The following is a 24,046-nucleotide window of genomic DNA, read 5'->3' as shown; positions in this document are numbered from 1 at the left end:
GGACACTGTGTCAGGGGAGCTGCGCATGCTCTGGAAGTTACTCGTTGAATACCTGCGGCCGCACCGCACGCTGCTGATCGCCGTCGTGATCTTCCAGCTGGCGCAGTCCATCGCGTCGCTGTACCTGCCTACGCTCAATGCGGACATCATCGATGAGGGCGTGGCCAAGGGGGACACCGGGGTCATCCTCAACCTGGGCGGCCTGATGCTGGGCATCACCCTGCTGCAGATCGCCTGCGCCGTGATCGCCGTGTACTTCGGGGCGAAGGCAGCCATGGGCACCGGCCGGGACCTGCGCGGCGCCATCTTCTCCAGGGTGGGGGAGTTCTCCGAGCAGGAGGTCACCAAGTTCGGCGCCCCCAGCCTGATCACCCGCTCCACCAACGACGTCCAGCAGGTCCAGCAGCTGGTGCTGATGGGCTGCACCATGATGGTGGCCGCGCCCATGCTCGCCATCGGCGGGGTGATCATGGCCGTCCGGCAGGACCTGCAGCTGTCCTGGCTGATCGCCGTAGCCGTCCCGGTGCTGCTGGCCGGCGTGGGGCTCATCATCTTCCGGATGGTGCCGCTGTTCCGGAAGATGCAGAACCGGATCGACACCGTGAACCGGGTCCTGCGTGAGCAACTGACCGGCATCCGTGTGGTCCGCGCGTTCGTCCGCGAGGACATCGAGAGCGCCCGTTTCGCCCAGGCCAACGAGGACGTCACGGACACCGCGCTCAGGGCCGGCCGGCTGATGGCGCTCGCCTTCCCTGTGGTGATGCTGGTGATGAACGTGTCCAGCGTGGCGGTGATCTGGTTCGGCTCGTTCCGGATCGAGGACGGATCCATGCAGGTGGGCACCCTCATCGCGTTCCTGAGCTACCTGATGCAGATCCTCATGTCCGTCATGATGGCCACCTTCATGGCCGTGATGATCCCGCGCGCGTCCGTCTCCGCGGACAGGATCGGCGCGGTGCTGGGCACGAAGTCGAGCGTCCGGCCACCTTTGAAGCCCCTGAGCAGCAAGGTGCGGCGCGGCGAGCTGGAGATGGTCAACGCCGGATTCGCCTACCCGGGTGCCGACCAGCCCGTCCTCTCCGGGATCAGCTTCACCGCCACGGCCGGGCAGACCACGGCCATCATCGGCAGCACCGGCGCCGGCAAGACCACCCTGGTAAACCTCATGCCCCGGCTGTTCGATGCCACCACCGGTGCCGTCCGCATTGACGGCGTGGACGTGCGCGAGCTGCACCCCGACCTGCTCTGGGGGCACATCGGCCTGGTCCCGCAGCGGCCCTACCTCTTCACCGGCACCGTCCGCAGCAACCTGCAGTACGGCAAACCGGACGCCACCGATGACGAGTGCTGGGAAGCGCTGGAGATCGCCCAGGCGCGCGGCTTCGTGGAGGAAATGGAGGGCGGGCTGGATGCGCCCATCAGCCAGGGCGGCACCAACGTGTCCGGCGGGCAGCGGCAGCGGCTGGCTATCGCCCGGGCGTTGGTGAAGCGGCCCGAGCTGTACATCTTCGACGATTCGTTCTCATCCCTGGACACCGGCACCGATGCCCGGCTGCGCCAGGCCCTCAAGCGCAGCACCGCCGGCGCCACGCTGGTGATCATCGCCCAGCGCGTCTCCAGCATCACAGACGCGGACCAGATCTTAGTGCTCGACGACGGCAGGATCGTGGGGCGCGGAACGCACAGTGAGCTGCTGGAGACGTCGGAGACGTACCGCGAAATCGTGAACTCCCAGCTGGCGGCGGAGGAGACGGTATGAGCCCCGAACCCACCCCCTCAGCCGGCACCAAAGCCGCACCCGCCTCCAAAACTGCAAGTGCCGACGTCGTACGCATTCCCCGTCCGGCAGGCGGGCCGGGACGCGGCGGACCCTTCGCCGGGATGAATGTGCCGGCGGAGAAGGCGATGAACTTCTGGCCGTCGGCCAAACGGCTGCTGGGGAAGCTGCGGCCGGAGCGGGCGTGGCTGCTGCTGGTGCTGGCGGCGTCGGTGATCAGCGTGGCGCTGCAGGTGATCGGGCCGCGGCTGCTGGGGGAGGGCACCAACCTGATCTTCGCCGGGGTGGTGTCCAAGCAGCTGCCCGCCGGGGTGAGCAAGGAGCAGTTGGTGGCCCAGCTGCGGGCCGCGGGGGAGAACCAGAAGGCGGACATGCTGACGCCCATGGCGCTGACGCCGGGGCAGGGGATCGACTTTGCCGCGCTGGGCAGTGTGCTGACGTGGGCGCTGGTGCTGTATGTGCTGGCATCGGGGTTCATGTGGGTGCAGGCGTATGTGCTGAACGGGGTGGTGCAGCGGACGGTGTTCGGGCTGCGTGAGGAGATCGAGGCGAAGATCCACCGGCTGCCGCTGCGGTATTTCGACTCGATCCAGCGCGGCGAGCTGCTCAGCCGGGTCACCAACGATGTGGACAACATCTCCCAGAGCCTGCAGCAGAGCATAAGCCAGGCAGTCACGTCGGTGCTGTCCGTGGTGGGCGTGCTGGTGATGATGGTGATCCTCTCGCCCACACTGGCGCTGATTGCGCTGGTGACCATTCCGCTCACGCTGGGGATCACGGCGCTGATTGCCAAGCGCTCGCAGAAGCTGTTTGTGGCGCAGTGGAAGAACACGGGGGAGCTGAACGGGCAGATCGAGGAGACGTACACCGGGCATGCGCTGGTGAAGGTGTTCGGCCGGCAGCGCGAGGTGGAGGAGCGGTTCCGGCAGAAGAACGCGGAGCTGTATGACGCGAGCTTCGGGGCACAGTTCATTTCCGGGCTGATCATGCCGGCCATGACGTTTATCGGGAACCTGGTGTACGTGGGGATCGCCGTGGTGGGCGGACTGCAGGTGGCGTCCGGGGCGATGCAGCTGGGCGATGTGCAGGCGTTCATCCAGTACTCGCGGCAGTTCACCATGCCGCTGGCGCAGCTGGGGTCCATGGCCAACCTGCTGCAATCCGGGGTTGCCTCGGCTGAGCGGGTTTTCTCGCTGCTGGATGAGGACGAGGAGTCTGTGGAGCCTGCTCCTTCCTCTGGGCCTGTGTTTGGGCGCGGGCGGCTAGTGTTCGAGGACGTTTCGTTCTCGTATACGCCGGACAAGCCGCTGATTTCCGGGCTTTCGTTGGTGGCGGAGCCGGGGCAGACGGTGGCGATCGTGGGGCCCACCGGGGCGGGCAAGACCACGCTGGTGAACCTGATGATGCGGTTCTACGAGCTGGACGCCGGGCGGATAACGCTCGACGGCGTGGACGTCACCTCGGTGCCGCGGCGCGAGCTGCGCTCGCGGCTGGGGATGGTGCTGCAGGATACGTGGCTGTTCGGCGGGACCATCCGGGACAACATTGCATACGGGCGGCCTACTGCTACTGAGGACGAGATCCTGGAGGCGGCGAGGGCGACGTATGTGGACCGGTTCGTGCGGTCGCTGCCCGAGGGGTACGACACTGTTCTTGAAGATGAAGGTGGGAACGTGTCCGCGGGGGAGAAGCAGCTGCTGACGATTGCGCGGGCGTTCCTGGCCCGGCCGTCGGTGTTGATTCTGGATGAGGCGACGTCTTCGGTAGACACCCGGACAGAGGTCCTGGTGCAGAAGGCGATGAGTGCTTTGCGTTCCGACCGGACTTCTTTTGTCATCGCGCACCGGCTGTCCACCATCCGCGACGCCGACCTCATCCTGGTGATGGAAGCTGGCCAGATCGTCGAGCAGGGGACCCACGCTTCACTCCTGGCTGCTGGCGGGGCTTACGCGCGGCTGTATGAGGCGCAGTTCGCGGCTCCTGCGGCGGAGGTATAGGGGTCGCGTTTGATTGTGTACGGCGCGCACACCTAGCGGCACCGCTTTAGACTGTGGCCCGGGGATCCGGGCCGTTCCGAACGGGGACCCACCTACTGCCTCGGCAAGAATAGAGAACGCGACGGGTGTGCCTTTTGCACGCTAGCCGTCCTGGCACGAGCGACGCTTGGAAGGATGCGAGATCAAATTTCAGGTCTGATTTGGTCAAAAATGGACAAAATTAGCCTCAGGACACATACTCAGGTTGTGTTACTACTCCGATTCAGGGTCGAAAATCATAGAAGCCTCCGCGACGAGGTTGAGTTGTCGCTTATCCCATCAAGGCACAAAGGGACGATGCCCGAGTCGGGTGATTGGAAGTCCTCAAGTCTCAGGGTTGCCGGCATCTACGGAGCCAATGCCTCGGGGAAATCAACGGTGATCCATGCCTTAGGCTTCTTCCGTGACGCCGTTGCGAACTCCGCCACGCTGTGGAGCGGTGGGTTACTGCCTTACATGCCGTTTGCGTTGGATGGTGAGTCGGAGGGACATCCTTCGGTGTACGCCGCCGACATAGTGGTAAACAACGTTCGGTATGAATATGGTTTTTCAATCCTGAAGGGGCGCGTCGGCGCGGAGTGGCTGTATTCGTTTCCAGAAGGGCGTTCGCGCCTTCTTTTTGAACGCGGAAATGAATTCGACAGAGGATACAAGTTCGGTCCCACGTTCAAAGGGGGATCGGCGGCCATTGTTCGGGCAACTCGTCGAACTGAACTGTTCCTCTCGCGTGCTGCGGCGACCCAACACCCCTTCCTCACAGAAATTCACGCAGCCATCGTTGATGGTCTTGTGGTTACGCGCTTCGATGATATGGACCGTAACACTCGCATATCCCGAATAAGCGCTGGGCTGCTGTCTGGTGAAATTGAGTTTGAGGACATAATCGCTCTCTTGCGCATGGCCGACGTGGGAATTGCCAATGTCGAGGTCTCTACGCGAGAAATGGATGACGACATCAAGGAGGTAATGAGGCTAATCTTTGAAGGCGCACGCAGAAGAAGGCAGGCGGAGCTTGATGGCGAGAAGGCGCAACTCGATAGGGATGAGGTTGAGCAAAGCCTAGAGCGTCGTGCGGAGGTCAAGCTATCCCTGGACGAAACGCTTCAACGTAACTTGGAGTTTTACCACGTCGGTGTGGACGGCTCTAGCTACGTTTTGGGTGAGAATGTCCAGAGCACTGGCACGATGTCCTGGTTGGGTTTAGCGGTTCCAGCTTTAGAGTGCCTTCGTAAGGGGAGGGTCTTACTCGTTGACGAAATCGATGCCAGTCTCCACCCCCAACTGGGTCTGGCTTTGATTCAGATGTTTAGAGACCCAGAGATAAATAGGAATAGTGCACAGCTAATATTCACTACTCACGACACTTACTATCTCTCACCAACTTCCACCACTCCTCTGACGGATGACGAAGTTTGGTTTGCGGAGAAGACTAAGGGAGTGACAGACATCTATTCCCTTGCGGACTTCGGTACCAGGAAAAATGAAAATGTGGCCCGCAGATACCTAGCTGGTCGCTATGGCGCCATCCCTGCCGTCGTTCCTTCCCTAGTAGGGCCTCTGATCCGAGCCGATAAAGAGAAGGCGTCGGACCTTGGGGTATCGGAGGACAGCTCGGCGGCGGAGAAAATTAGTTGGTAAAGCGGGGTGCTAGCCTTGAGCGCAAACGAAAGACTCGTAAGGAGAGAACCCGTGTTCTGGTCGTAACCGAAGGTAAGGAAACCGAAAATCAGTATTTTGGTCTTCTTGTACAGCACCTGAAGGCGACCGGTGTTAACCATTGGCCCATGACGCGCCACGGCGTCGGGCGGGATCCTTTCCGGGTTTTGAAAGCTGCTGTCGCTAGGCGAGACGAGGATGCGGACTCGTTTGATTCCGTGTGGGTAGTGGTTGACGTGGACGAACACACCACTCTCGATAGCTGCATTGCGGCTGCAGCAAAAGAGGACATCTCCGTCGTCGTTTCAAACCCGTGTTTTGAAATATGGCTGGTCTGGCATCTCCAAGACCACCGACGACCAGAAACAACCCCCGGAATCCAAGAGGTATTCAAGACACTCGGCAATCCGGGAAAGTCAATCACTATGAAGTTTCCGATTCACGACTTCGAAAAGGCGTCGGCTCGTGCAGTTCAGGCTGATCCCAATTGCCACGTTGGATCCGTAGGGAAAAATCCATCAAGTTCAATGAACGAATTGCTGGATTACCTGTTGGCTGTTCAAAACTAGCAGGAGACAGGTACCCCCCTTGCGAGGCGGGGGGAGGGGGACTACTCACCGGCAAGGGGTCGTGGGTGAAGCGGGGGTAGAGGTTTGATACTCCCTACCCCCGCAGCACTAACCCAACCAGTCCGTTAGCCAGTCAAACATGCGCATTACAACTGATATCAGGGCAGTGCGGTACTTCCTGGCCGCCCAGCGGCACATGACGCCCCAGGCGGCCAGGAACATGGCGTAGACGACCAGGTACGGAGTCGGCATCGTGCCGTACAATTCGAGGACTGCCTTCGGCAGAGCGTGAAGGACCTTGGTCGCGGCGGTTGACGCCAAGGCGGAACCCCCGGCGATTGCCAATGCTGCAAGTGTGTTCCAAAAGCGCTTCATAGTATCTCCTGTCCGGGGACCTCTCCGTGCGAGGGGCTCCCTACAGGGACATGCGTAGGATTTCCAAGAAGGCATTGAGACGTTAGCAGGTAACAACGGTGGTACCGGTAGTTAAACGTTGGGGGTACTCTTCGAGGCATGAGCACCACCGCCGTTTATGTTCGCCAGTCCGAGGATAAGACCGGAGCGGAAGCAGCCTTCCAGCGGCAGGAGGCCGCCTGCCGTTTACTAGCAGAGGCCAAGGGCTGGGATAGCCCGCACCTATACGCTGACAACTCCATCAGCGCCACCACGGGCAAGACAAGGCCCGCCTTCGAACAGCTCCTTGCAGCCGTTGAATCCGGTGCAGTGTCGGCCGTTGTGGTTTGGCACCTTGACCGGTTGACGCGCTCGATGAAGGACTTGACCCGCATCATCTAAGCGGGGCAGGCGCACCGTGTCAACATTCGCGTGCATGGCTTCTCCCTGGATGTGGGGGACCCGACGGGTGTCGCGGTTGCCCAAATGGCGAAGCTGGACCTGCTGCCGCTGGACGACGCGAAAACTGAAGGCAAGCGGCCGGTGAAAGGCAGTTGAGCGAAGGGCGTCAACGCCACCGCTGCCCGGTTTGCGCTTGTTTCCGGCGGCAGCGGACCGATGGCCGGTCAGGGGCTTCTCCTTTCGGCTCCCAGTGACCCGACCAGCGCCCGATTGAGAAAGGCCCGCCGTTACCGTGGAACACCACCCCACGGAGCCGCGGGCCTTGCCTTTCCCGTTTGCTTTTAACCCACACTTTGCCTTACAGGTCTCTAGTGCTAGGGCAACTTGGATAAGTAGGGCCGTCAGTTATGAAAATCATCAGTGAGTTTAGCGTCGTGATTTCGGCGGAGCCGCAGAATGCACGTTCGGATAAATCCGATGGCTTTGCATATACCACCCGATCCGTTTTTCGGTCTAGGTAGTAGATCAGCTCGTCCGTTTCTCTGACGACGGAAATCAGATGTTTCCTATCGTGCACAGTCGCTGTTTCCCGCACCAGCCATGAAGGACCCCAAATTACTGAGGTCATAAGTATCGATACCAGGAGTACTCGTGCTAGTTCTGGATCAAAGCGTCCCCGCTCAAACTTCCGTTTCCAGTTCTTTTTGTGGCTCCGCAAATGAATAAGGTGAAGTGCGAGCAGCAATATACATACCGACAACACCACCACTGACGAATACATCACCGCAACTAGCGATGCCAGGACCGCAAGCACGACAACAACCTGAAAGTCCAGGTCATCGGTCTGGTACTTACTTATTCGATATAAGCCGTACAGCACAAGGGGCAAGAGGATTGCCGGAGCTGCCGTTAACGACATAGCTGCGAGTGCTGGCAAGAACTCTATATTTGCGGCAACAGCAAGGGCCGTTGTCATATTGCCGTTGGCAAGACTTAGCATGCTGATGCCGTAGTAGACGGCACCAAGGCCAGCAAGCGAGACAGGAACGGTCAATCGGACGTGCTTACCTCCCACGGAGTTACTCGTCACCCTTCCGTCGGCCGCTCAGCGTCGGGTTCAAGCGGTGCGCTAAAGTCCCGGGCAGCCTCGATGTATCGGTAGAACGCTTGCCTAAGTTCTATCCTGGTTGCGACGCCGAACTTGCTGTAAACACGATAAAGATGACCCTCAACCGTACGCACTGAAAGCCCTAACTCACGTGCTATGTCACGGTCCGTGGCTCCTTCCGCGGCGAGGCCGGCAATCGCAAGTTCCCTTTCCGTCAAGTGGCGGCTAGAAGTGGGGACGCCAACTGTAGCGTGGGACAGCCGAACTGAATTAGCGGGAGCGCCGTGCTCAAGCTGACTGACCTGTCCTCGCTGAAGTTCCCGGACGGTGCTTAGAATTTCGCTCAACATCTCCTTCTCGCCCGGCGGGGGCGGCGGTGGTGCAGCATCGAGTTTTTTCCTCATGTCCTTGACCTGAGCATCAAGCTTGGGCCATAAGATTTCAAACAACTCTCCCAAATCGTCAGCATCTACGCTGTCCGAAAGCTCTGCGTTTAGGGTGAGTACAAGCTTCCACATGTCGTCGCGATCAAAGAGTAGTGAATTGAACGCACTGAGTGGCCCTTGTTTTAGCCCGCCACGGTTATCGAAACCAACAAGGAGCGGGACTACTTTTCGCTCCGTGTCGCTGATAGCAATAGACAGCGCTCCGGCTTCGAAATTTATCCACTCAGCATTCCTATTTTCCTGAGTCACGCAGATGATGCCGAAATCAGAGGTCTGCAGTTCACGCGCGATTGTTTGTGACCACCGAGTACCAGGCACTATGTCCAGGTCGCTCATCCATGGCTCAGTGGCTTGCAGGAGTTTCTTCAACCAGCCCTTGAGCAACAGTGCTACCTGCTTACTCTCCTCGCCTGACCAACTTATAAAGATTTTCACGCTTCAGCCTGCTGAGCTATGCCGACTACCTGGGCGAACGACTGTCCGAAGGCGGTTGGGCTGATGATGCCCTTGTCGAAGTCCACCGTCTTGTCGTCGTCGGATTCAAAGCGCTGTTTCCACATGATCAGTTCAGGCCGGGTGTCAACCCAAGAGTAAGCACCGTCCTCTGTAACGAAGGACGCATAACTGACTTCAACTAGGCCAAGACGAATCCAGTTGTCGATATACGTAGGGAGGAGCGGGCGCAATATTATGCCACCAGTCGCTTGGTCCCGGTCGTCGATAATGTGCTGAGCTAGCAAGTTCCAACCGTCTTGATTCGCGGTCAGAAGCTTGAGCTGGACGATCGGGGTGTGTCGCCCCTTTTTCAATAGGACCTGATTCAAGGTGGGCAGTTCGGCGGCACTGAGTTGTTTGATTATCTCGACGAAGGAGGGGTGGGCGGAGACTGATTTCCTGTTGTCGGACGCAGTCGCCAACAAATTTAGGTACATCTCTTTGAGATCGGCTTCGTCAAGGCTGAAACCAAGTTGCTGCATGGCTGGGGCAGCGAGAGAAGGCTTCGGCGCAGTGATGTTCTCCTCTGGCACATCGGCAAGCTTCTCAGCCATGTCTTTTTCAAAGGCATCTTCGAAATACTGATTAGCGAAGCCGAGCATCTTTGCGATCGGCTTGTACATGCTGGTCAAGATTTCTTGTCGGATTGCAACGCGCTTGGCGTAATTCCTCGCCGCCTTGTCGAACTCTGGAGTTTGCTTAGCGTGCTCGAGAAGTTCCTTTTTTATGGACTTGCTCTCCTCCGCTACTTCCTTACCCGCGTGAGTAACCACTTTGCCGACCATTGCCGCTGCCGCGGCCTCTCCACCCATCATGATCCGATCCTACTGGGCAGCACTGACACGGGCTGTCGCTGGCCGGGCCACCAAACCCCCGCCAGCTTCTGGAGCGGCTACAACGCGAACCCACCACTGTAAGTACTGCACGACGGGGTGCCGCTGGTATTCGGCGTGCTTGCTGGTGGATTCTCCGCAGGCCTCGGAACAATAGCGTCGAGCTGTATATGTTGAGAGTCGCCATTCTTCGAGTGTGTCAATCGTCAGCGGACTGCCGGAAGGTGGGGGAAGCGTGCCAGACCTCCCGCCAGTTGCCCCCTATGTTTGGGCAGAATCAGGACAACTGGGCAGACATATCCTTTAGCCCAGTGGTGCTGGCGTATCCCCAAATTGCACGGTCGAGGGTCCTCTTGGCTACACCCAACTTGTCAGCGGCCTCCTTGACGAGCACCCCTGCCTCTTCCGACGACACCTGGCGCTGCAGCGCGCGCCTGACAAAAGCCGTAATCCAGGTGTCTGCCTTCACCCCTACATGGCTAAGGAGCATCGTTAAGTACTCCCAAGTGACTGGGCCGAGACCTGAAACGGTGGTGTATGGCTTCCTATGAGCATCGCTGGCGGGATTGAAGTGCTCAGGCAAAGTCACTCGCGCTGATGTGAAGTTCTGAGCCGCTTTCACGATTGCATACGCCTTGGTCTTCCCTGCGTGCACCTTTTGTGTGTTGGGAATCCGTTCTAAGGCGACTGGGTCCTGGCCCGCTAGGTGCTTCATCTTCTCCGTGCGAATCACATGCTCGGAATGACTCTGGTAGCGCAACATGGCCCGGGCGCACCCGTCCAAGTGCCATCGCTGCGTTCCCGACCATAACGAAATCGGATGGACATGACGGCGTCTACCAATGCGAGGTCCAGGCGGTCAGGGTATCCGCCGGGCCACTTCTTCCACGGCGTGGGGATTTCCGCAATCGCGCCGAGAAGCAGATCCACATCTGTTGGGGGTGCTGTCACAGGTAACTCTTGACGCTCGCGCGCAGCGCTTCGGTGTGCTCGTAAATTTCCTCAAGTGAGCTGATCGGCATTCGAGTCTCTTCTTTGTTGACGTCGAAGAGCCCGATGTACTTCTGCGTCCGGTTGAAATGCAGGCGTGCGATGGGCTTGCGGTTGTTATCGTCCAGCAGTACTGCGAAGTAGGACTTGGCGTCCCTTTGCACCACACGAGCAGGCTTGACCTCGCTGCAGACGATGGCCCGAACAATTTGGTAGCCCTCGATTTCCTCAAGTGTTGTCTCTAGCCCATCAGCTTCTGCCAAGTCCGCTTCGGCTACCGGAGCGCTGGTTACACTTGCCGCGACTGCGGCTTCTTCAGTTTGCGGGAAGCCGGGGTTGCCGAGGGCCTTCTTGAGACGCTCGTTCACCTGGTCATTCAAGAACTGCTTCGAGGCTTTGGTAACCAGGGCTGTGAACTGTTCGCGTACTTTCTGGGTGTAGGGACCAGAATACACTCGCCCGGTCAGGAACTTGACCCATTCATCTTCTGGCGCTTTAAACTGCGCGGCTAGGGTCCGCTTTAGCTCGCCGATGTACTTTAACTCGCCGGCCGCGCTGATGATTGAATCAAGATCAAAAACATCCTTGGACAGCTTCTGCAGTTCAGGGATAAGCATTTGGTCGATGTCGTTCAAATCGAGCACGAGGAACGGCTTTGCATCCATACGGTTAGGGGCATCAAGGTCCGTAAAGAATTGATACATTTCCCCGTTGGTAAGGATCGCAATCCGAGCGTTGGTCACGGCGAAGTATCGGAAAAGCTGTGACGCATGCTCGATTTTGACGGGTTCGCTGGACTTCTTGCACTCGATCAGGATCTGGACTTCGCCGTCCTTGACGATGGCATAGTCGATCTTTTCGCCCTTTTTGAGCCCCACGTCTGCGATGAATTCCGGAACGACTTCCATCGGATTGAAGACGTCGTAGCCAAGAATCGTCGAAATGAACGGCATCACGAACGCGTTTTTTGTTGCCTCTTCCGTCTGAATAACGCCGCGCTGCTGGCGCACCTTTGCTGCCAACGCTGAAAGCTTCTCTGCGAACTCCATTTGTCCCCCTACAAGTACAGTCGATGCTGCACAACGCAGTGCAGCAAAGATCCAAGCTGATGAAGCAACAAACTACATGTGATTGTCCCGAATACCACTCATCTGGCGGGCAGGTATGACTCCATGTCGAAAAAGGGCATAACCATCCTCGTGGGTTGTGCAGCCGCTACAACTGCCAAGGCGAAGCTCCCGGGCCGAGCCCGTCGTCGGCCAGCCGCCGACCCAAGCGCCAGCGAACTGTGACTAGGAAGCCCACCCACCCACCCCCCGCCGTAGCACACTGACATACGAAGCAATGTTTCGGCGTGTCGCCCGTAACCTGTTTAGATGCCTCGTTTTGCGCTTGATATTGAGTCCGTGCCCCGCCCTGTCCGTGCGCAGGAGCTCCTGGACGCCGTGAACCACCGCGTCGTCATTGCCGATGGCGCGATGGGTACCATGCTGCAGGGCCGGGAACTGTCGCTTGAAACGGACTTCCAGAACCTCGAGGGCTGCAACGAGATCCTCAACGACACGCGCCCGGATGTCATCGCGGACATCCACGACGCGTACTTCGCCACGGGCATCGACGCCGTCGAAACCAACACCTTCGGCGCCAACTGGTCCAACCTCTCGGACTACGGCATCGACGACCGCATCACCGAGCTCGCCCTCAAGGGCGCGAAGATCGCCCGAAAACGCGCGGAAGCGGCAGAAGAAACAGACGGCCGCATGCGCTGGGTCCTTGGCTCGATGGGCCCGGGCACCAAGCTCCCCAGCCTCGGCCACACCAGCTACGACTACCTCAAGCAGACCTTCGCACTGCAGGCCGAGGGCCTCATCGACGGCGGTGCGGACGCCTTCCTCATCGAAACCAGCCAGGACCTCCTGCAAACCAAAGCCGCGGTCAACGGCTGCAAGCAGGCCATCGTCTCCCGCGGCATCCGCCTCCCCATCTTCGTCGAGGTCACCGTCGAGACCACCGGAACCATGCTCATGGGCTCCGAAATCGGCGCCGCACTCACCGCCCTGGAACCGCTCGGCGTCGACGCCATCGGCCTGAACTGCGCCACCGGCCCGGACGAGATGAGCGAGCACCTGCGCCACCTCTCCAAGCAGTCCTCCGTTGCCATCGCCTGCATGCCCAACGCCGGCCTGCCCATCCTCGGCGCCAACGGCGCGCATTACCCGCTCACCCCAACCGAACTCGCCACCGCGCACGAGCAGTTCGTGCGCGAATTCGGCCTGGGCCTGGTGGGTGGCTGCTGCGGTACGACGCCGGAGCACATGGCCGCCGTCGTCGAACGTCTGGCGCCCTTCCGCACCAAAGCCGTGGTTACCGACAGTGCAAAACCAGCCCGCGTCCCCAGCGAGCGCGAAGCCGGCGTCGCCTCCCTCTACCAACACGTGAACTTCGACCAGGACGCCTCCTACCTCGCCATCGGTGAGCGCACCAACGCCAACGGCTCCAAGGCGTTCCGCCAGGCCATGCTCGAAGAGCGCTGGGACGACTGCGTGGACATCGCCCGCGAACAGATCCGCGTCGGCGCGCACCTGCTGGACGTCTGCATCGACTACGTGGGGCGCGACGGCGTCGCGGACATCAAGGAGATCGTCTCCCGTTTCGCGTCGGCCTCCACCCTCCCGCTCGTCATCGACTCCACCGAGCCTCCCGTGCTGCAGGCCGGCCTGGAGCACATCGGCGGCCGCCCGGTGGTCAACTCCGTCAACTACGAGGACGGCGACGGCCCCAACAGCCGCTTCGCTCGCATTATGCCGCTCGTGAAGGAGCACGGCACCGCCGTGATCGCCCTGACCATCGACGAACAGGGCCAGGCCCGCACCACCGACGGCAAGGTGGCCATCGCCTCCCGCCTCGTCGACGCCCTGGTGGGCGAATGGGGGATGCGGGTCGAGGACATCATCGTGGACTGCCTCACCTTCCCCGTCGCCACCGGCCAGGAAGAAACCCGCCGCGACGGCATCGAAACCATCGAGGCCATCCGCCAGATCACCACTAAGTACCCCGGCATCAACACCACCCTCGGCGTCTCCAACGTGTCCTTCGGCCTGAACCCGGCCGCGCGCATCGTCCTGAACTCGGTGTTCCTGCACGAGGCCGTGCAGGCGGGCCTGACCAGCGGTATCATCGACGCCGCCAAGATCGTGCCGCTCGCCTCCCTGCCCGAAGAGCAGCGCAAGGTGGCCCTGGACCTCGTCTATGACCGGCGCGAATACGACGCGGACGGCAACACCACCTACGATCCCTTGGCCATCATGCTGGACATGTTCGCCGGCGTCGACACCGCAGCGCTCAAGGACCAGCGCGCCGCGGAACTCGCGGCGCTGCCCACCGGCGCGCGCCTGGAACGGCGCATCATCGACGGCGAAGGCAAGGGCCTTGAAGCGGACCTCGACCTGGCGCGCAGCGAGGGCATGACCCCGCTCGGCATCATCAACGACCACCTGCTTGAGGGCATGAAGGTGGTGGGCGAGCGCTTCGGTGCCGGTGAGATGCAACTGCCGTTCGTGCTCCAGTCCGCCGAGGTGATGAAGAACGCCGTCGCCCTGCTCGAGCCGCATATGGAGAAATCGGATTCCTCCGGCAAGGGCACCATGGTGATCGCCACCGTGCGCGGCGACGTGCACGACATCGGCAAGAACCTGGTGGACATCATCCTCACCAACAACGGCTACAAAGTCATCAACATCGGCATCAAGCAGGGCATCGCCGAGATCATGGCCGCGGCGGAGGAGCACAACGCGGACGTGATCGGCATGTCCGGGCTGCTCGTGAAGTCCACCGTGGTGATGAAGGAGAACCTCGCGGAGCTGCAGTCCCGCGGCCTGGCGAAGAAGTGGCCAGTGATCCTCGGCGGCGCAGCCCTGACCCGCGCCTACGTGGAGCAGGACCTGGCCGAGCAGTTCGACGGCGTGGTGCGCTACGCCAAGGACGCCTTCGAAGGCCTTGCCCTCATGGAACCGCTGGTGCGCGTGGCCCGCGGCGAGTCACCGGATGACGTCGGCCTGCCGCCGCTGAAGAAGCGCATCCACAAGGGCGGTGCCAAGTTCACGGTGACCGAGCCCGAGGCAATGCCCGGCCGGTCCGACGTCGTCTCCGACAACCCGGTTCCTTCCCCGCCGTTCTGGGGCACGCGCATCGTTCGCGGCGTCTCGCTCCACGACTACTCGGCGTTCCTCGATGAGCGCGCCACGTTCATGGGGCAGTGGGGGCTCAAGCCTGGCCGCGGCGAGGACGGCGCCTCCTACGAGGAACTGGTGGAACGCGAGGGCCGGCCGCGCCTGCGCTACTGGCTGGACCGCATCCTGGGCGAGGGCATGCTGGACGCGTCCGTCGCCTACGGCTACTTCCCGGTGGTCTCCGAAGGGGAACAGGTGGTGGTGCTGCACCACGGGGAGGATCGCGACGGCGTCCTCGGCACGGCGGGACTCCTCGCCCCCGACGGTGGTTCAGGCGGCCCGATCGGCACCGACCGGCTGCGCTTCGACTTCCCGCGCCAGCGCCGTGACCGGCACCTGTGCCTTGCCGACTTCGTGAAGTCCCGCGAGTCCGGACAGATCGACGTGCTGCCGGTCCAGCTGGTCACCGCCGGCTCGAAGATCGAAGATTTCACCTCAAAGATGTTCGCCGCCAACCAGTACCGCGACTACTACGAACTCAACGGCCTGGTCATGCAGCTCACCGAGGCGCTGGCAGAGTTCTGGCACGCCCGCATCCGCAAGGAGCTGGGCTTCGCGGCCGAGGAGCCGAAGGACACGGCAGGGTATTTCAAGCTCGATTACCGCGGTGCGCGGTTCTCGCTCGGCTACCCCGCGTGCCCGGACATGGAGGACCGCCGCAAGGTGACGGAGCTGCTGAAGCCCGAGCGGATGGGCGTGATCCTCAGCGACGAGCTGATGCTGCACCCCGAGCAGTCCACCGACGCGTTTGTGTTCCACCACCCGGAGGCGAAGTACTTCAAGGTGTGAGTTGAAGCCCCCGGGTGGAGGAAGCGTCACTCCGGGGTCGCGCCAGGCAGTGAGGCCAGCTCGGTCAATGACCCGTCGCGGCCCATGCTGAGGATGAGGTCCAGGTCCAGTCGGTTCAGGAACGCGTCATCGTGGCTGACCACGATGACGGCGCCGCCGTACGCCCGGAGTGACTCCACCAGCTGGTCGACGCTGCTGATGTCCAGGTTGTTGGTTGGCTCATCCAGGATCAGGACTTGCGGCGGAGGGTCGGCGAAGAGCAGCCGGGCCAGGGAAACCCTGAACCGCTCACCGCCCGAGAGCGTCTGCACCGGCCGGTTCATGCTGTCCCCGCGGAGGAGGAACCGGGCCAGCTGGTTGCGGATGTCACCGGGCGGCACATCCGGCGCCGCTTCCTGCACATTTTCGAGTGTTGTTGCCTGTTCCCGCAGCCCGTCGAGCCGCTGGCGCAGGTAGCCCGCACGGTCCGTCAGCAGGCTTCCCCCGGCTTCGCCCCCGGCGCATGGCGCGCCGCCCACCAGCCGCTCCAGGAGCGTGGTCTTGCCGGCACCGTTGGGCCCGACGATCGCCACCCTCTCGGGGCCTTGCACCACGAAGGAGCGGTTGGTGCCCCATAGTTCGGCGATCCTCCGGCTTCGCGGCACGCGTGGATCCGGAAGGTTCAGGGAGATCCGTTCCTGTTCCCGCACCCTGGATGCGGCGGCGTCCAGGGCCGCCTTGGCCGCCTGCACTTTGGAGTCCATGCCGGAACGCATTTTTCCTGCTGAGACCTGGGCGTCAGAGGCCCGTTGGTTCATCAGGATCTTGGATCCCTTCTTGTTGTCGTAGCTGGCCTGGCCCGTCCTGGCCCGTTGAGCGAGCTTTGATTCCGCCTCCTGCTTTTGGCGTTTCTCCTTCTTCACCAGCTGCTCCGCGGCACGGGCTGCCTGCACGGCCGCGTCCTGCTGCTCCTCCAGGTAGGCCTGCCACTGGCTGTAGGGGCCGCCGAACACCGTAAGCCCCCCCTCGTACAGTTCTGCCGTGCTGTCCATAAGTTCCAGGAGTGCCAGGTCGTGGCTGACCACCACCAGGCTGCCAGGCCAGTCAGCCAGCATGCGGCCGAGTGCCGAGCGGGCTTCGCGGTCCAGGTTGTTCGTCGGTTCGTCCAGCAGGGTGATAGGCGTGCGCCGGAGCCGCAGCCCGGAGATGGCTGCCAGCATGGCTTCCCCGCCGGACAGCTGACCCACGCGCCGGTCCAGGCTGACGCCGGTCAGACCGATCTCCTGCAGCGCCTCATCCGCACGGCTCTCGATGTCCCAGTCGTCGTCCAGGATATCGAAGTGCTGCACGGCTGCGTCACCGGACTCGATGGCCCGCAGGGCAAGGACTTTGTCCTTGATGCCCAAAAGCTCCATCAGGGTGGCCTCGTTGTGCAGCGTCAGGGTCTGTGGAAGGTAGCCGACGTCGCCTCCCGTGGTGATGCTGCCGGCCGTCGGAGTGAGGGCTCGCCCCACGAGACGAAGCAGGGTGGACTTTCCGGAACCATTGGTTCCCACCAGGCCGGTTTTGCCCGGCCCAATGCTGCCGGTAATCCCGGACAGTGCTGGTGAGCCGTCCGGCCACCGGAAATGCACGTCCGTGAGGACGATGGATGGATTCTTTGCTGTAGGCATGGTGCTCCCAAGAGAAATTGCTGGGCGGCCGCAGCCGCGGTCCGCAAGGTCAGGTCCGTCACGCGGGTGAGGTCCTACGGCGCACGGGACATGACGGTGCGCGGCATGGGCAGGCAGGGGCGAGCACCAGGCCGTGCAGCGTGGCGGGAAATCAGTGCAGGAAAAAGAAGGCCATGGAGTGGCATCGGGCTCCGGGTGGTTTCAGCGGAAGAAGCGCTGAGACCCGCCGGCCCTTAGGGCATCAGGAAAGTATCAGCGCGCGGACTGCGGCGAAACCTGAAATGCCCGTCAAAACATTGCCTAACACTGGGGAACAGAGGACAACAGTGTCACAAATTCGTTAGCTGAAGGCAACTTGCCTCCTGTGCGTTCCGTTCCGGGCTGCCGGCGACCGGCTTAACCCGCCGGAGTGCGGCGAGGATCGCCCGGCCCACTACGGCAATCCCGATGATGGTTGTGATGGCGCGCAGGGTGTCCCAGCCCGCCGTCGACGTCACCAGCGAGTACAGCAGGAAGCTGCTGAGGTTGGTGCCCAAGGGTGCGCCAGGATGGTAGGAAATGCCGGTGCCGGCGCCCACCGCGAAGGGCCAGAACCACAGGTTGGTCAGCAGGCCGAACAGGTAGGACGCCACGATCCCGTAGCCGGACAGCATCCACAGTTCGGCCTTCCCGCGAATGCGCTTGGGAAGCAGGCCGGCTCCCGCTCCCACCCACGCACAGGCGAAGATCTGGAACGGTGTCCACGGCCCGATGCCGCCCCACAGCGCGCTGGAGAGGGCGATGGTGGCGGCGCCGAGGAGCAGGCCGAACCGGGCACCGAACGCCCGCCCGGCCAGGATGAGCAGGATAAACACCGCCTCCACGCCCCCGACGCCGGTGCTCGCCACCCGCACCGCGGAACCCACCGCGGCCAGGACTCCCAGCAGCGCCACGGTGTGTGCCGAGCGGACTGAGCCGTCAAGGGACACGACGACGGCGACCGCGGCCACCGGCGCAATGGCCAGCGCCGCGTAGGGGAGGGCCGCGGCGGCATCCTGCGGAAGCGCGGCTGCCAGCAACGGCCAGCAGAATGCGCCGAGGGCCAGAAGGTTTGCCGCTGCGAGGACTGCGAGTTCCACGGGCCTCGGTATGCGGATGGGGCTCGGCTTCTTTTTGCCGTGAGCAGCTAGTTCGTCGGTGAACCGTAGTGCCGGCATCCGTGGTGCTGGGAGGGGTAGTTCAGCGGCGGCATCAACCGGGGCGGCTTCTGCCTCCGACGCGGGCGCGACGCCGTCCCGCATCGGTAGGATCCGGGCACCGAGGCCGTGGGCAAAGTTGATGTCGTGGGTGGCGATCAGGACGGCCGTGCCGGAGTCCGCTGCTGCCCGAAGTGCAGCCGCGACTGCTGTGCGCGCCGCCGGATCGAGGCCGCGGGTGGGCTCATCGATCAGGAGCACCTGCGGATCGTCCATGGTCTGCAGTGCGATGGCAAGGATCCTGCGCTCTCCCGCCGAGAGGTCCCGGGGATGCACGTGCCCGACGGGAATCTGGGCGTCCCCCCGCAGCCGGGCCAGGCGTGCAGCTGCGAAGCCGGGCGAAGGATGCGCCGCATCCTTTCGGCGCGAGAGTCGCCGCTCCGCGGCGCGAAGCTCAGCCGCAACCGTATCCCTCGTGAAGAGGTCGTCTGACGCGTCCGGCACCAGGGCGACCCGACCGCCGTCGTACGTTTTTAGGCTCCCCGTCCCATCACCGATGCCCTCACCGAGGGCGAGAGCCACCAGGAGGGAGGACTTGCCGGCGCCGTTCGGGCCCACCAACGCCACCACTTTGCCGCGGTGCAGGGCCAGGGATGCTTCGCGCACGAGTGGCGTGGCCTTGCGGTGCACCGCGAGCTTTGCTGCTGTCAGCACGGGCGGGAGGTTGGCTGGAACTGGAATTGGCGGCGCGATAGCCGGGACCGAAGGGGACGGCGCGGCACCCGGTACCAGGGCGCCGTCGTCAATGGTCCACCATGAATCAGCAACGGGTGCGAGCGCTTCCGCCCGGTGCTCCGCCACGATGACGCAGACACCGGCGTCGCGGGCGAGGGAATGGAGTACCGCGATGACACGTCCGCGGGCTGCGGTGTCAAGGTCGGCCAGGGGCTCATCAACCAGGAGCAGGGACGGCTGATCCACCACCGCGGCGGCGATGGCCACGAGCGTTGCCTCACCCGCCGAGAGGGTGCTGACGTTCCGGTCCAGCAGAGCCGACACCCCGATGTGCTCCGCGACCTCCAGCACCCGCGCCTTGGCGATGCCTGATGCGACGCCGCGCAGCTCCAGCGCGAGGGAGATTTCATCCCGGACCCTGGTAGCGGCGAAGGCGGCGCGGGGATTCTGCAGGACAACGCCGATGAAGCGGGCGGAATCGCGCGGCGGCGTGGCAGCACGGTCGGTTCCGCCGACGCGGACTGTGCCGGTAATTTCTCCGCCGTCAACGTGTGAAAGGAGCCCGGCGATGCCCCGCAGGATGGTGGACTTGCCGGAGCCCGTGGGCCCCGTAATCACTGTGATGGACCCGCTCGACGGCGCGAACCCGGCGACGCGCACCTGAGCGTCAGCGATCCGGAATTGTGCATCCCGGACGAGGACCGGCGCTCCGTTACCGCTGCCGGGCTGGTTAGTTGCCCTGCTCCCGAAGCCCCGCAACTCCAGGGCCGCGGCAACCCTGGCGGCGTGCTCAAGGGTGCGCTCCAGCACGGGCACCAGGGCGCGGGGACCAAAGCGTTCACCCCGCAACCGGAACGCCAGGCGTACGGAGGTCACGGCGTCGGCCAGTGCCGGAAGTGCAGCCCACGCGACCACCAGCGTCCGGGCAAGGCCCTGCAGGGGACCGCGCCGGGCCAGGTGCACGAAGCCGCGGGCCACGTCCACCCAGGCGTTGAGCAGGCCGAACGCGAGGAACATCGCGGCAATCGGCAGGGCGGACAGGACCGCCGCCCACAGCCCGGGCGCAGTAACCGGACCGAGGAAAACCACATGGGCGTACGGGGCAGGCAGCCGGACGGCCGGGAGATCCAGCAGAACCGGGGCGCCAATGCCCGCGCCGTTGAAAAGGACGCGGTAGATGACCCGCGCCGCGATGAACACGACGGCCAGAACAGCGCCGGCGCGCAACGGCGCGGGTCGGAAGGTCATGCCTTGGGAGCGGCCGGTTCGCCGTCGACCGTGAAGAGCAGTTCCAGGCTCTCTCCCGGGCTTAGCTTCAGGGTGGCGAGGCCTTCCTGCGCGTAGGCCCACTCACCCGAGGCCGGCTTGGTCCACAGGGACCAGTAGGCGAAGGCAGCAGGCATGCCGGCGCATTCTTCCTTGTACGTGCCGCCCTTGTGGGTGATCTCGAAGTCTGCGGCGGGCACGCCGTTCACGCGGCACACCAGTTCATTGGGGTACTGGGTGGTGCCAACGGTCTTTACATCGGCTTGTTCGAGCACCTTGGAAGCGGGCGTGGGTGCGTCCACGGGCACACACACGGACTTGTCCGCGGCAGCCTGCTTTAGGGCGCCGGAATCGACGACGACCTTCACGCCGGTGCAGGGTCCGTCGGCGGCGCTGGAGGAAGCACTGGACGTTGCCGCTGCGGTAGACGCGGGGGCGGAGGTGGTGGGCTGGGTGGCCGCAGGGGTGGAACAGGCGGCGAGGGTAAACAGGAGACCGGCGGCGGCGAGGGAGCTCGCGGCGGCGTTGCGCATCTTAGTCAAAGTCACGTGTCAAGGGTAGGGCGTTGCTTGCCCGGATGCGGATGCTGTCGCGTTGTGTGACGTCAGGTATCTCCTGAGGTGGATGCCCTCAACCAGCGGGTGCAGTGTCCGGATCTTGAGACTCCCCATCTCAACTCTTGAGCCTGAGGGTTTGCGTTTAACTTGATAAAAGCTTGTAGCTTTTTTGCTATTTCTTTGCCATTCATTTGAGTTCCCTTTGAAAAACTCGAAGCCAATAGGACTTTGGGAGCTTTTGGCGGGAGTAAGAAAGAAAATGTGTTGCACATCGCAGTTCTACAGTGCTGCCCGGCCACGCCCGGATGCCATGGGACTCCTGTGATATTTGTCCTAATTCCCGCACATAACGAGGCCGCCGGAATTGGCGAAACGCTGCACTCGCTGCGCAACCAGACAATTGTGCCGCACCGCGTCATTGTCATCGCGGATAATTGCACCGACGCTACGGAGGCGATTTCACTTGCTGCAGGTGCCGAGGTTGTCAGGACCGTGGGCAACAAAGATAAGAAGGCCGGAGCCCTCAACTACGTCCTTGCCGGTCTGCTGCCCCAAGCCGGACCCGAGGACATGATCCTGGTACAGGACGCAGACTCGCAGCTCTCGCACGACTTCATCGAGCGTTCCGTCAGTCACCTGCGAGCCGACTCACGGCTCGGTGCGGTCGGTGGCATATTCCGGGGCGGTGACGGCGGCGGCTTCGTGGGGCACCTTCAGCGGAACGAGTATGCCCGGTACGCCAGGGATGTCCGCAGACTGCACGGAAAGTGCCTTGTTGTTACAGGCACTGCTGCGCTGTTCCGCGTGCGGACACTCCAGGACGTGGTGGCCGGACGGCTGGATGGGACCCTCCCGCCCGGGAACGGCCGTGGCGGTGTCTATGACACCTCCGTCCTTACTGAAGACAACGAGCTCTCCTTCGCTTTGCTGACCCTCAAGTACAGGATCAAGTCTCCCGCTGACTGCACCCTGGTCACCGAGGTCATGCCTTCCTGGCGTGAGCTGTGGGCGCAGCGCCTGCGCTGGAAGCGTGGAGCGGTGGAGAACTGCGTCCAGTACGGCTGGACCCGGGTTACCCGGCCGTATTGGGGACGGCAGGCACTGTCCGTCGTCGGCGTCCTGGTGACTCTGGGCTATCTCAGTACGGTGGCGATCGCACTGGGCACGGGGGAAGGGCTGCACATGCAGCCGTTCTGGCTTGCCGTGACCGGTGTCTTCGTGATCGAACGAGTGGTGACTGTGCGGCTGCGGGGATGGAAGTACATGCTCGCAGCCGCCACCATGTACGAACTGGTGATCGACCTGTTCCTCCAAATGGTCCACGCGAAGGCGTACCTAGATGCAGCATTCAACAAGAAGAAAGCCTGGTAACAGACATGTACAACAATCCAGCAGTGCCGGCAGCAGCGGGCGCCGGTTCGGGAACCCTTGCCATGACGGGCGCCGGTGACCTGTTTTGGTTCGCCCTTGCCGCGTTTGCCCTCTTGGCCTTGGGCCTGGCCATCAAGAGGATCGTCCCCGTCCGCGGCGCGAAGTCCTAGTCACGTCACCACGCTGACCACATTTGAACAGCCGGCGGCATCACAGATCTTGTAAGCCGTGGTGCTTCCGCCTTTGATGGAGTTGACGTAGCTGCCGGTATTGGCAACGGTCTTCTGCGTTCCGTTGATCCACAGGGTCACGTTGCTGCCGGTGGCGCCGGTCCACTTGAGGGTAGTGGTGCTGACGGATTTAGCCTTGGTGGTGGTAGTAGTCAGCTTGATGGTCGAAACAGGGACAGCGGGCGCCGGAGCGGTGGCAGGAACAAACGAGAAGTCCCGGATGACCACGCTTTCAGGCCTGACATGCGCGGGATCTCCTCCGCCTCCGCCCGTAACCCAGAGGTTGAAGTGGATCTGCTCCTTGGCGGGAACCGGAACAGTGGCCCCTTCCAGGACAGTCCGCTTCAGCAGGGGCCCGGTAAAGCCTTCGCCCGCGAAGGTTTCGAACGTTATTTTGCCGGGCTCCCACAGCATCCTGTGCGTTGTGATCGGTGCCGGTGTTACGTCGAAGACGGTGGTGTTGTTGCCTTCGCCCGGGGGCTTGGTGGCATCGAACCAGTAACCATGGCCCTGTGTCACGGGCCAGGACTCACCGTAGCTGGCTCCTCCGCCCCACGCCGAGGCCTCACACAAATCGATCTCGTTATAGCCCGGTGCGGCCAGAGGATCGTAGGTGAACAGGCAGCCCCACACCACTTCCTTTTGAAGCGCGGAGAGGTCTTTTTCAACGGTGGTGCTGTATGTGCCGTAGCCGAAGCCTTGCCGCGTGGACTGGAACTCCGCCCCCACCGGGGCTTCCCCGGTGGGGTTGGTGAGGTTCAGGGTGACGTACCCGTTGCCGTCCGGGTTGCCGACATTGGCACCCGAGAAGGCCTTGTTGTACTGCGGGGCGCCGCCCCAGGACCGTTTCTCCCAGTTGAAACCTTTCCACGTGAAACTACCGGCGGGTCCCGGATTCGGATCAAGCGGCGTGGTGTCAGCGGCCTGGGCCGGTGCCACACAAGCGAGCACTACGCCAAAGGCCGCCAGAAACGCCATTGGCCGGATCCTGCGGGTGCGATGTAAGACAGAAAAGCGAATATTAGGCATGCAACGCCCCTTCTCATCTGCTCCCAGCGAGCAATATGCGCCCCCATTGAGCACAGCTTGATCTTCGGCCACAACGATGGACAAAGGCAATAGCCGGGCACCGTAATTCTTGGTCTAATCCCAACCTCAGAAAATACGCAACATTTCCGAAAGCTCAAGAATAACTCAAACTGTGCCAAAGAAATACGTGTGCTGTCTTGTTCATTGTTAGGCTCAGGATGGCCGTAACGCTGGGCAAGTAGTAGCAATCCATTTGTCCTGGTTCTCCGAATACTCCACGACGGTGCTTGAGGAAACGGCCAGGAGCA

17 protein-coding genes are annotated in these 24,046 nt (G+C 62.3%); 8 read left to right on the top strand and 9 right to left on the bottom strand.

The window, feature by feature from the left end; translation table 11 throughout:
* Window positions 1–25 precede the first annotated feature (25 nt).
* From AC5RVY_RS04335 to AC5RVY_RS04315, 5 genes are all read left to right on the top strand, one after another.
* Window positions 26–1,759: an ABC transporter ATP-binding protein gene (locus AC5RVY_RS04335; RefSeq protein ID WP_493953452.1), complete on the top strand. Its 1,734-nt coding sequence runs from the start codon at window positions 26–28 to the stop codon at window positions 1,757–1,759.
* Complete coding sequence (locus tag AC5RVY_RS04330) at window positions 1,756–3,774, top strand: ABC transporter ATP-binding protein (RefSeq protein ID WP_493953451.1); 2,019 nt, start codon at window positions 1,756–1,758, stop codon at window positions 3,772–3,774. The genes AC5RVY_RS04335 and AC5RVY_RS04330 overlap by 4 nt, the downstream gene beginning before the upstream one ends.
* A 210-nt stretch (window positions 3,775–3,984) precedes the next feature.
* Window positions 3,985–5,451, top strand: a complete 1,467-nt coding sequence (locus AC5RVY_RS04325) for an AAA family ATPase (protein WP_493953450.1) — start codon at window positions 3,985–3,987, stop codon at window positions 5,449–5,451.
* A complete protein-coding gene (locus AC5RVY_RS04320) occupies window positions 5,445–6,038 on the top strand; it encodes an RloB family protein (RefSeq protein WP_493953449.1) in 594 nt (197 codons plus the stop codon). The genes AC5RVY_RS04325 and AC5RVY_RS04320 overlap by 7 nt, the downstream gene beginning before the upstream one ends.
* A gap of 513 nt (window positions 6,039–6,551) precedes the next feature.
* On the top strand, window positions 6,552–6,833 hold the full coding sequence (locus AC5RVY_RS04315) for a recombinase family protein (protein WP_493953448.1): 282 nt from the start codon (window positions 6,552–6,554) through the stop codon (window positions 6,831–6,833).
* Between the two features lie 358 nt (window positions 6,834–7,191).
* Here the strand turns inward: AC5RVY_RS04315 and AC5RVY_RS04310 are convergent, their stop codons facing one another.
* The 5 genes from AC5RVY_RS04310 to AC5RVY_RS04290 form a co-directional block, all read right to left on the bottom strand.
* On the bottom strand, window positions 7,192–7,887 hold the full coding sequence (locus AC5RVY_RS04310; RefSeq protein ID WP_493953447.1) for a hypothetical protein: 696 nt from the start codon (window positions 7,885–7,887) through the stop codon (window positions 7,192–7,194).
* Window positions 7,888–7,919: 32 nt separating this feature from the next.
* The gene (locus AC5RVY_RS04305; RefSeq protein WP_493953446.1) at window positions 7,920–8,822 is read right to left on the bottom strand and encodes a LuxR C-terminal-related transcriptional regulator; all 903 of its coding nucleotides are present in this window, start codon (window positions 8,820–8,822) and stop codon (window positions 7,920–7,922) included.
* On the bottom strand, window positions 8,819–9,697 hold the full coding sequence (locus AC5RVY_RS04300) for a DUF4393 domain-containing protein (protein ID WP_493953445.1): 879 nt from the start codon (window positions 9,695–9,697) through the stop codon (window positions 8,819–8,821). Before AC5RVY_RS04300 ends, AC5RVY_RS04305 begins: the two co-directional genes overlap by 4 nt.
* 295 nt (window positions 9,698–9,992) lie before the next feature.
* Window positions 9,993–10,430 (bottom strand): DUF8548 family protein, encoded by a 438-nt coding sequence (locus AC5RVY_RS04295; protein WP_493953701.1) that lies wholly within the window; start codon window positions 10,428–10,430, stop codon window positions 9,993–9,995.
* A 232-nt stretch (window positions 10,431–10,662) separates the two neighbouring features.
* A complete protein-coding gene (locus AC5RVY_RS04290; RefSeq protein WP_493953444.1) occupies window positions 10,663–11,754 on the bottom strand; it encodes a type I restriction endonuclease in 1,092 nt (363 codons plus the stop codon).
* Between the two features lie 327 nt (window positions 11,755–12,081).
* Between AC5RVY_RS04290 and metH the strand changes: the two genes are divergently transcribed.
* The gene (gene metH / locus AC5RVY_RS04285; protein WP_493953443.1) at window positions 12,082–15,723 is read left to right on the top strand and encodes a methionine synthase; all 3,642 of its coding nucleotides are present in this window, start codon (window positions 12,082–12,084) and stop codon (window positions 15,721–15,723) included.
* 26 nt (window positions 15,724–15,749) lie between these two features.
* Here metH and AC5RVY_RS04280 read toward each other — a convergent pair whose 3' ends face one another.
* The 3 genes from AC5RVY_RS04280 to AC5RVY_RS04270 form a co-directional block, all read right to left on the bottom strand.
* A complete protein-coding gene (locus AC5RVY_RS04280) occupies window positions 15,750–17,375 on the bottom strand; it encodes an ABC-F family ATP-binding cassette domain-containing protein (protein ID WP_493953442.1) in 1,626 nt (541 codons plus the stop codon).
* Window positions 17,376–17,704: 329 nt separating this feature from the next.
* A complete protein-coding gene (locus AC5RVY_RS04275; protein WP_493953441.1) occupies window positions 17,705–20,533 on the bottom strand; it encodes an ATP-binding cassette domain-containing protein in 2,829 nt (942 codons plus the stop codon).
* Window positions 20,530–21,099 (bottom strand): hypothetical protein, encoded by a 570-nt coding sequence (locus tag AC5RVY_RS04270; RefSeq protein WP_493953440.1) that lies wholly within the window; start codon window positions 21,097–21,099, stop codon window positions 20,530–20,532. Before AC5RVY_RS04270 ends, AC5RVY_RS04275 begins: the two co-directional genes overlap by 4 nt.
* 330 nt (window positions 21,100–21,429) lie before the next feature.
* On the opposite strand from AC5RVY_RS04270, the gene AC5RVY_RS04265 reads away from it, so the two are divergent.
* Window positions 21,430–22,479 (top strand): glycosyltransferase family 2 protein, encoded by a 1,050-nt coding sequence (locus tag AC5RVY_RS04265; RefSeq protein WP_493953439.1) that lies wholly within the window; start codon window positions 21,430–21,432, stop codon window positions 22,477–22,479.
* A gap of 5 nt (window positions 22,480–22,484) precedes the next feature.
* Window positions 22,485–22,649 carry a hypothetical protein gene (locus tag AC5RVY_RS04260; protein ID WP_493953438.1) on the top strand — a complete coding sequence of 55 codons (165 nt, stop codon included), beginning with the start codon at window positions 22,485–22,487 and terminating at the stop codon, window positions 22,647–22,649.
* Here AC5RVY_RS04260 and AC5RVY_RS04255 read toward each other — a convergent pair whose 3' ends face one another.
* The gene (locus AC5RVY_RS04255; RefSeq protein WP_493953437.1) at window positions 22,650–23,687 is read right to left on the bottom strand and encodes a LamG domain-containing protein; all 1,038 of its coding nucleotides are present in this window, start codon (window positions 23,685–23,687) and stop codon (window positions 22,650–22,652) included.
* Between the last annotated feature and the right edge of the window lie 359 nt (window positions 23,688–24,046).

Source organism: Arthrobacter sp. Ha26 (assembly GCF_059091705.1).
Note: the sequence above shows the minus strand (reverse complement) of the source record. Positions and strands in the feature narration are given on the sequence as shown.

Bases quoted from the DNA above. Each gene is read 5' to 3' on its own strand.
- AC5RVY_RS04335 (WP_493953452.1), top strand. From the start codon at position 26: ATGCTCTGGAAGTTACTCGTTGAATACCTGCGGCCGCACCGCACGCTG.
- AC5RVY_RS04330 (WP_493953451.1), top strand. From the start codon at position 1,756: ATGAGCCCCGAACCCACCCCCTCAGCCGGCACCAAAGCCGCACCCGCC.
- AC5RVY_RS04325 (WP_493953450.1), top strand. From the start codon at position 3,985: ATGGACAAAATTAGCCTCAGGACACATACTCAGGTTGTGTTACTACTC.
- AC5RVY_RS04315 (WP_493953448.1), top strand. From the start codon at position 6,552: ATGAGCACCACCGCCGTTTATGTTCGCCAGTCCGAGGATAAGACCGGA.
- AC5RVY_RS04300 (WP_493953445.1), bottom strand. From the start codon at position 9,697: ATGATGGGTGGAGAGGCCGCGGCAGCGGCAATGGTCGGCAAAGTGGTT.
- AC5RVY_RS04295 (WP_493953701.1), bottom strand. From the start codon at position 10,430: ATGAAGCACCTAGCGGGCCAGGACCCAGTCGCCTTAGAACGGATTCCC.
- AC5RVY_RS04290 (WP_493953444.1), bottom strand. From the start codon at position 11,754: ATGGAGTTCGCAGAGAAGCTTTCAGCGTTGGCAGCAAAGGTGCGCCAG.
- metH (WP_493953443.1), top strand. From the start codon at position 12,082: ATGCCTCGTTTTGCGCTTGATATTGAGTCCGTGCCCCGCCCTGTCCGT.
- AC5RVY_RS04280 (WP_493953442.1), bottom strand. From the start codon at position 17,375: ATGCCTACAGCAAAGAATCCATCCATCGTCCTCACGGACGTGCATTTC.
- AC5RVY_RS04275 (WP_493953441.1), bottom strand. From the start codon at position 20,533: ATGACCTTCCGACCCGCGCCGTTGCGCGCCGGCGCTGTTCTGGCCGTC.
- AC5RVY_RS04260 (WP_493953438.1), top strand. From the start codon at position 22,485: ATGTACAACAATCCAGCAGTGCCGGCAGCAGCGGGCGCCGGTTCGGGA.
- AC5RVY_RS04255 (WP_493953437.1), bottom strand. From the start codon at position 23,687: ATGGCGTTTCTGGCGGCCTTTGGCGTAGTGCTCGCTTGTGTGGCACCG.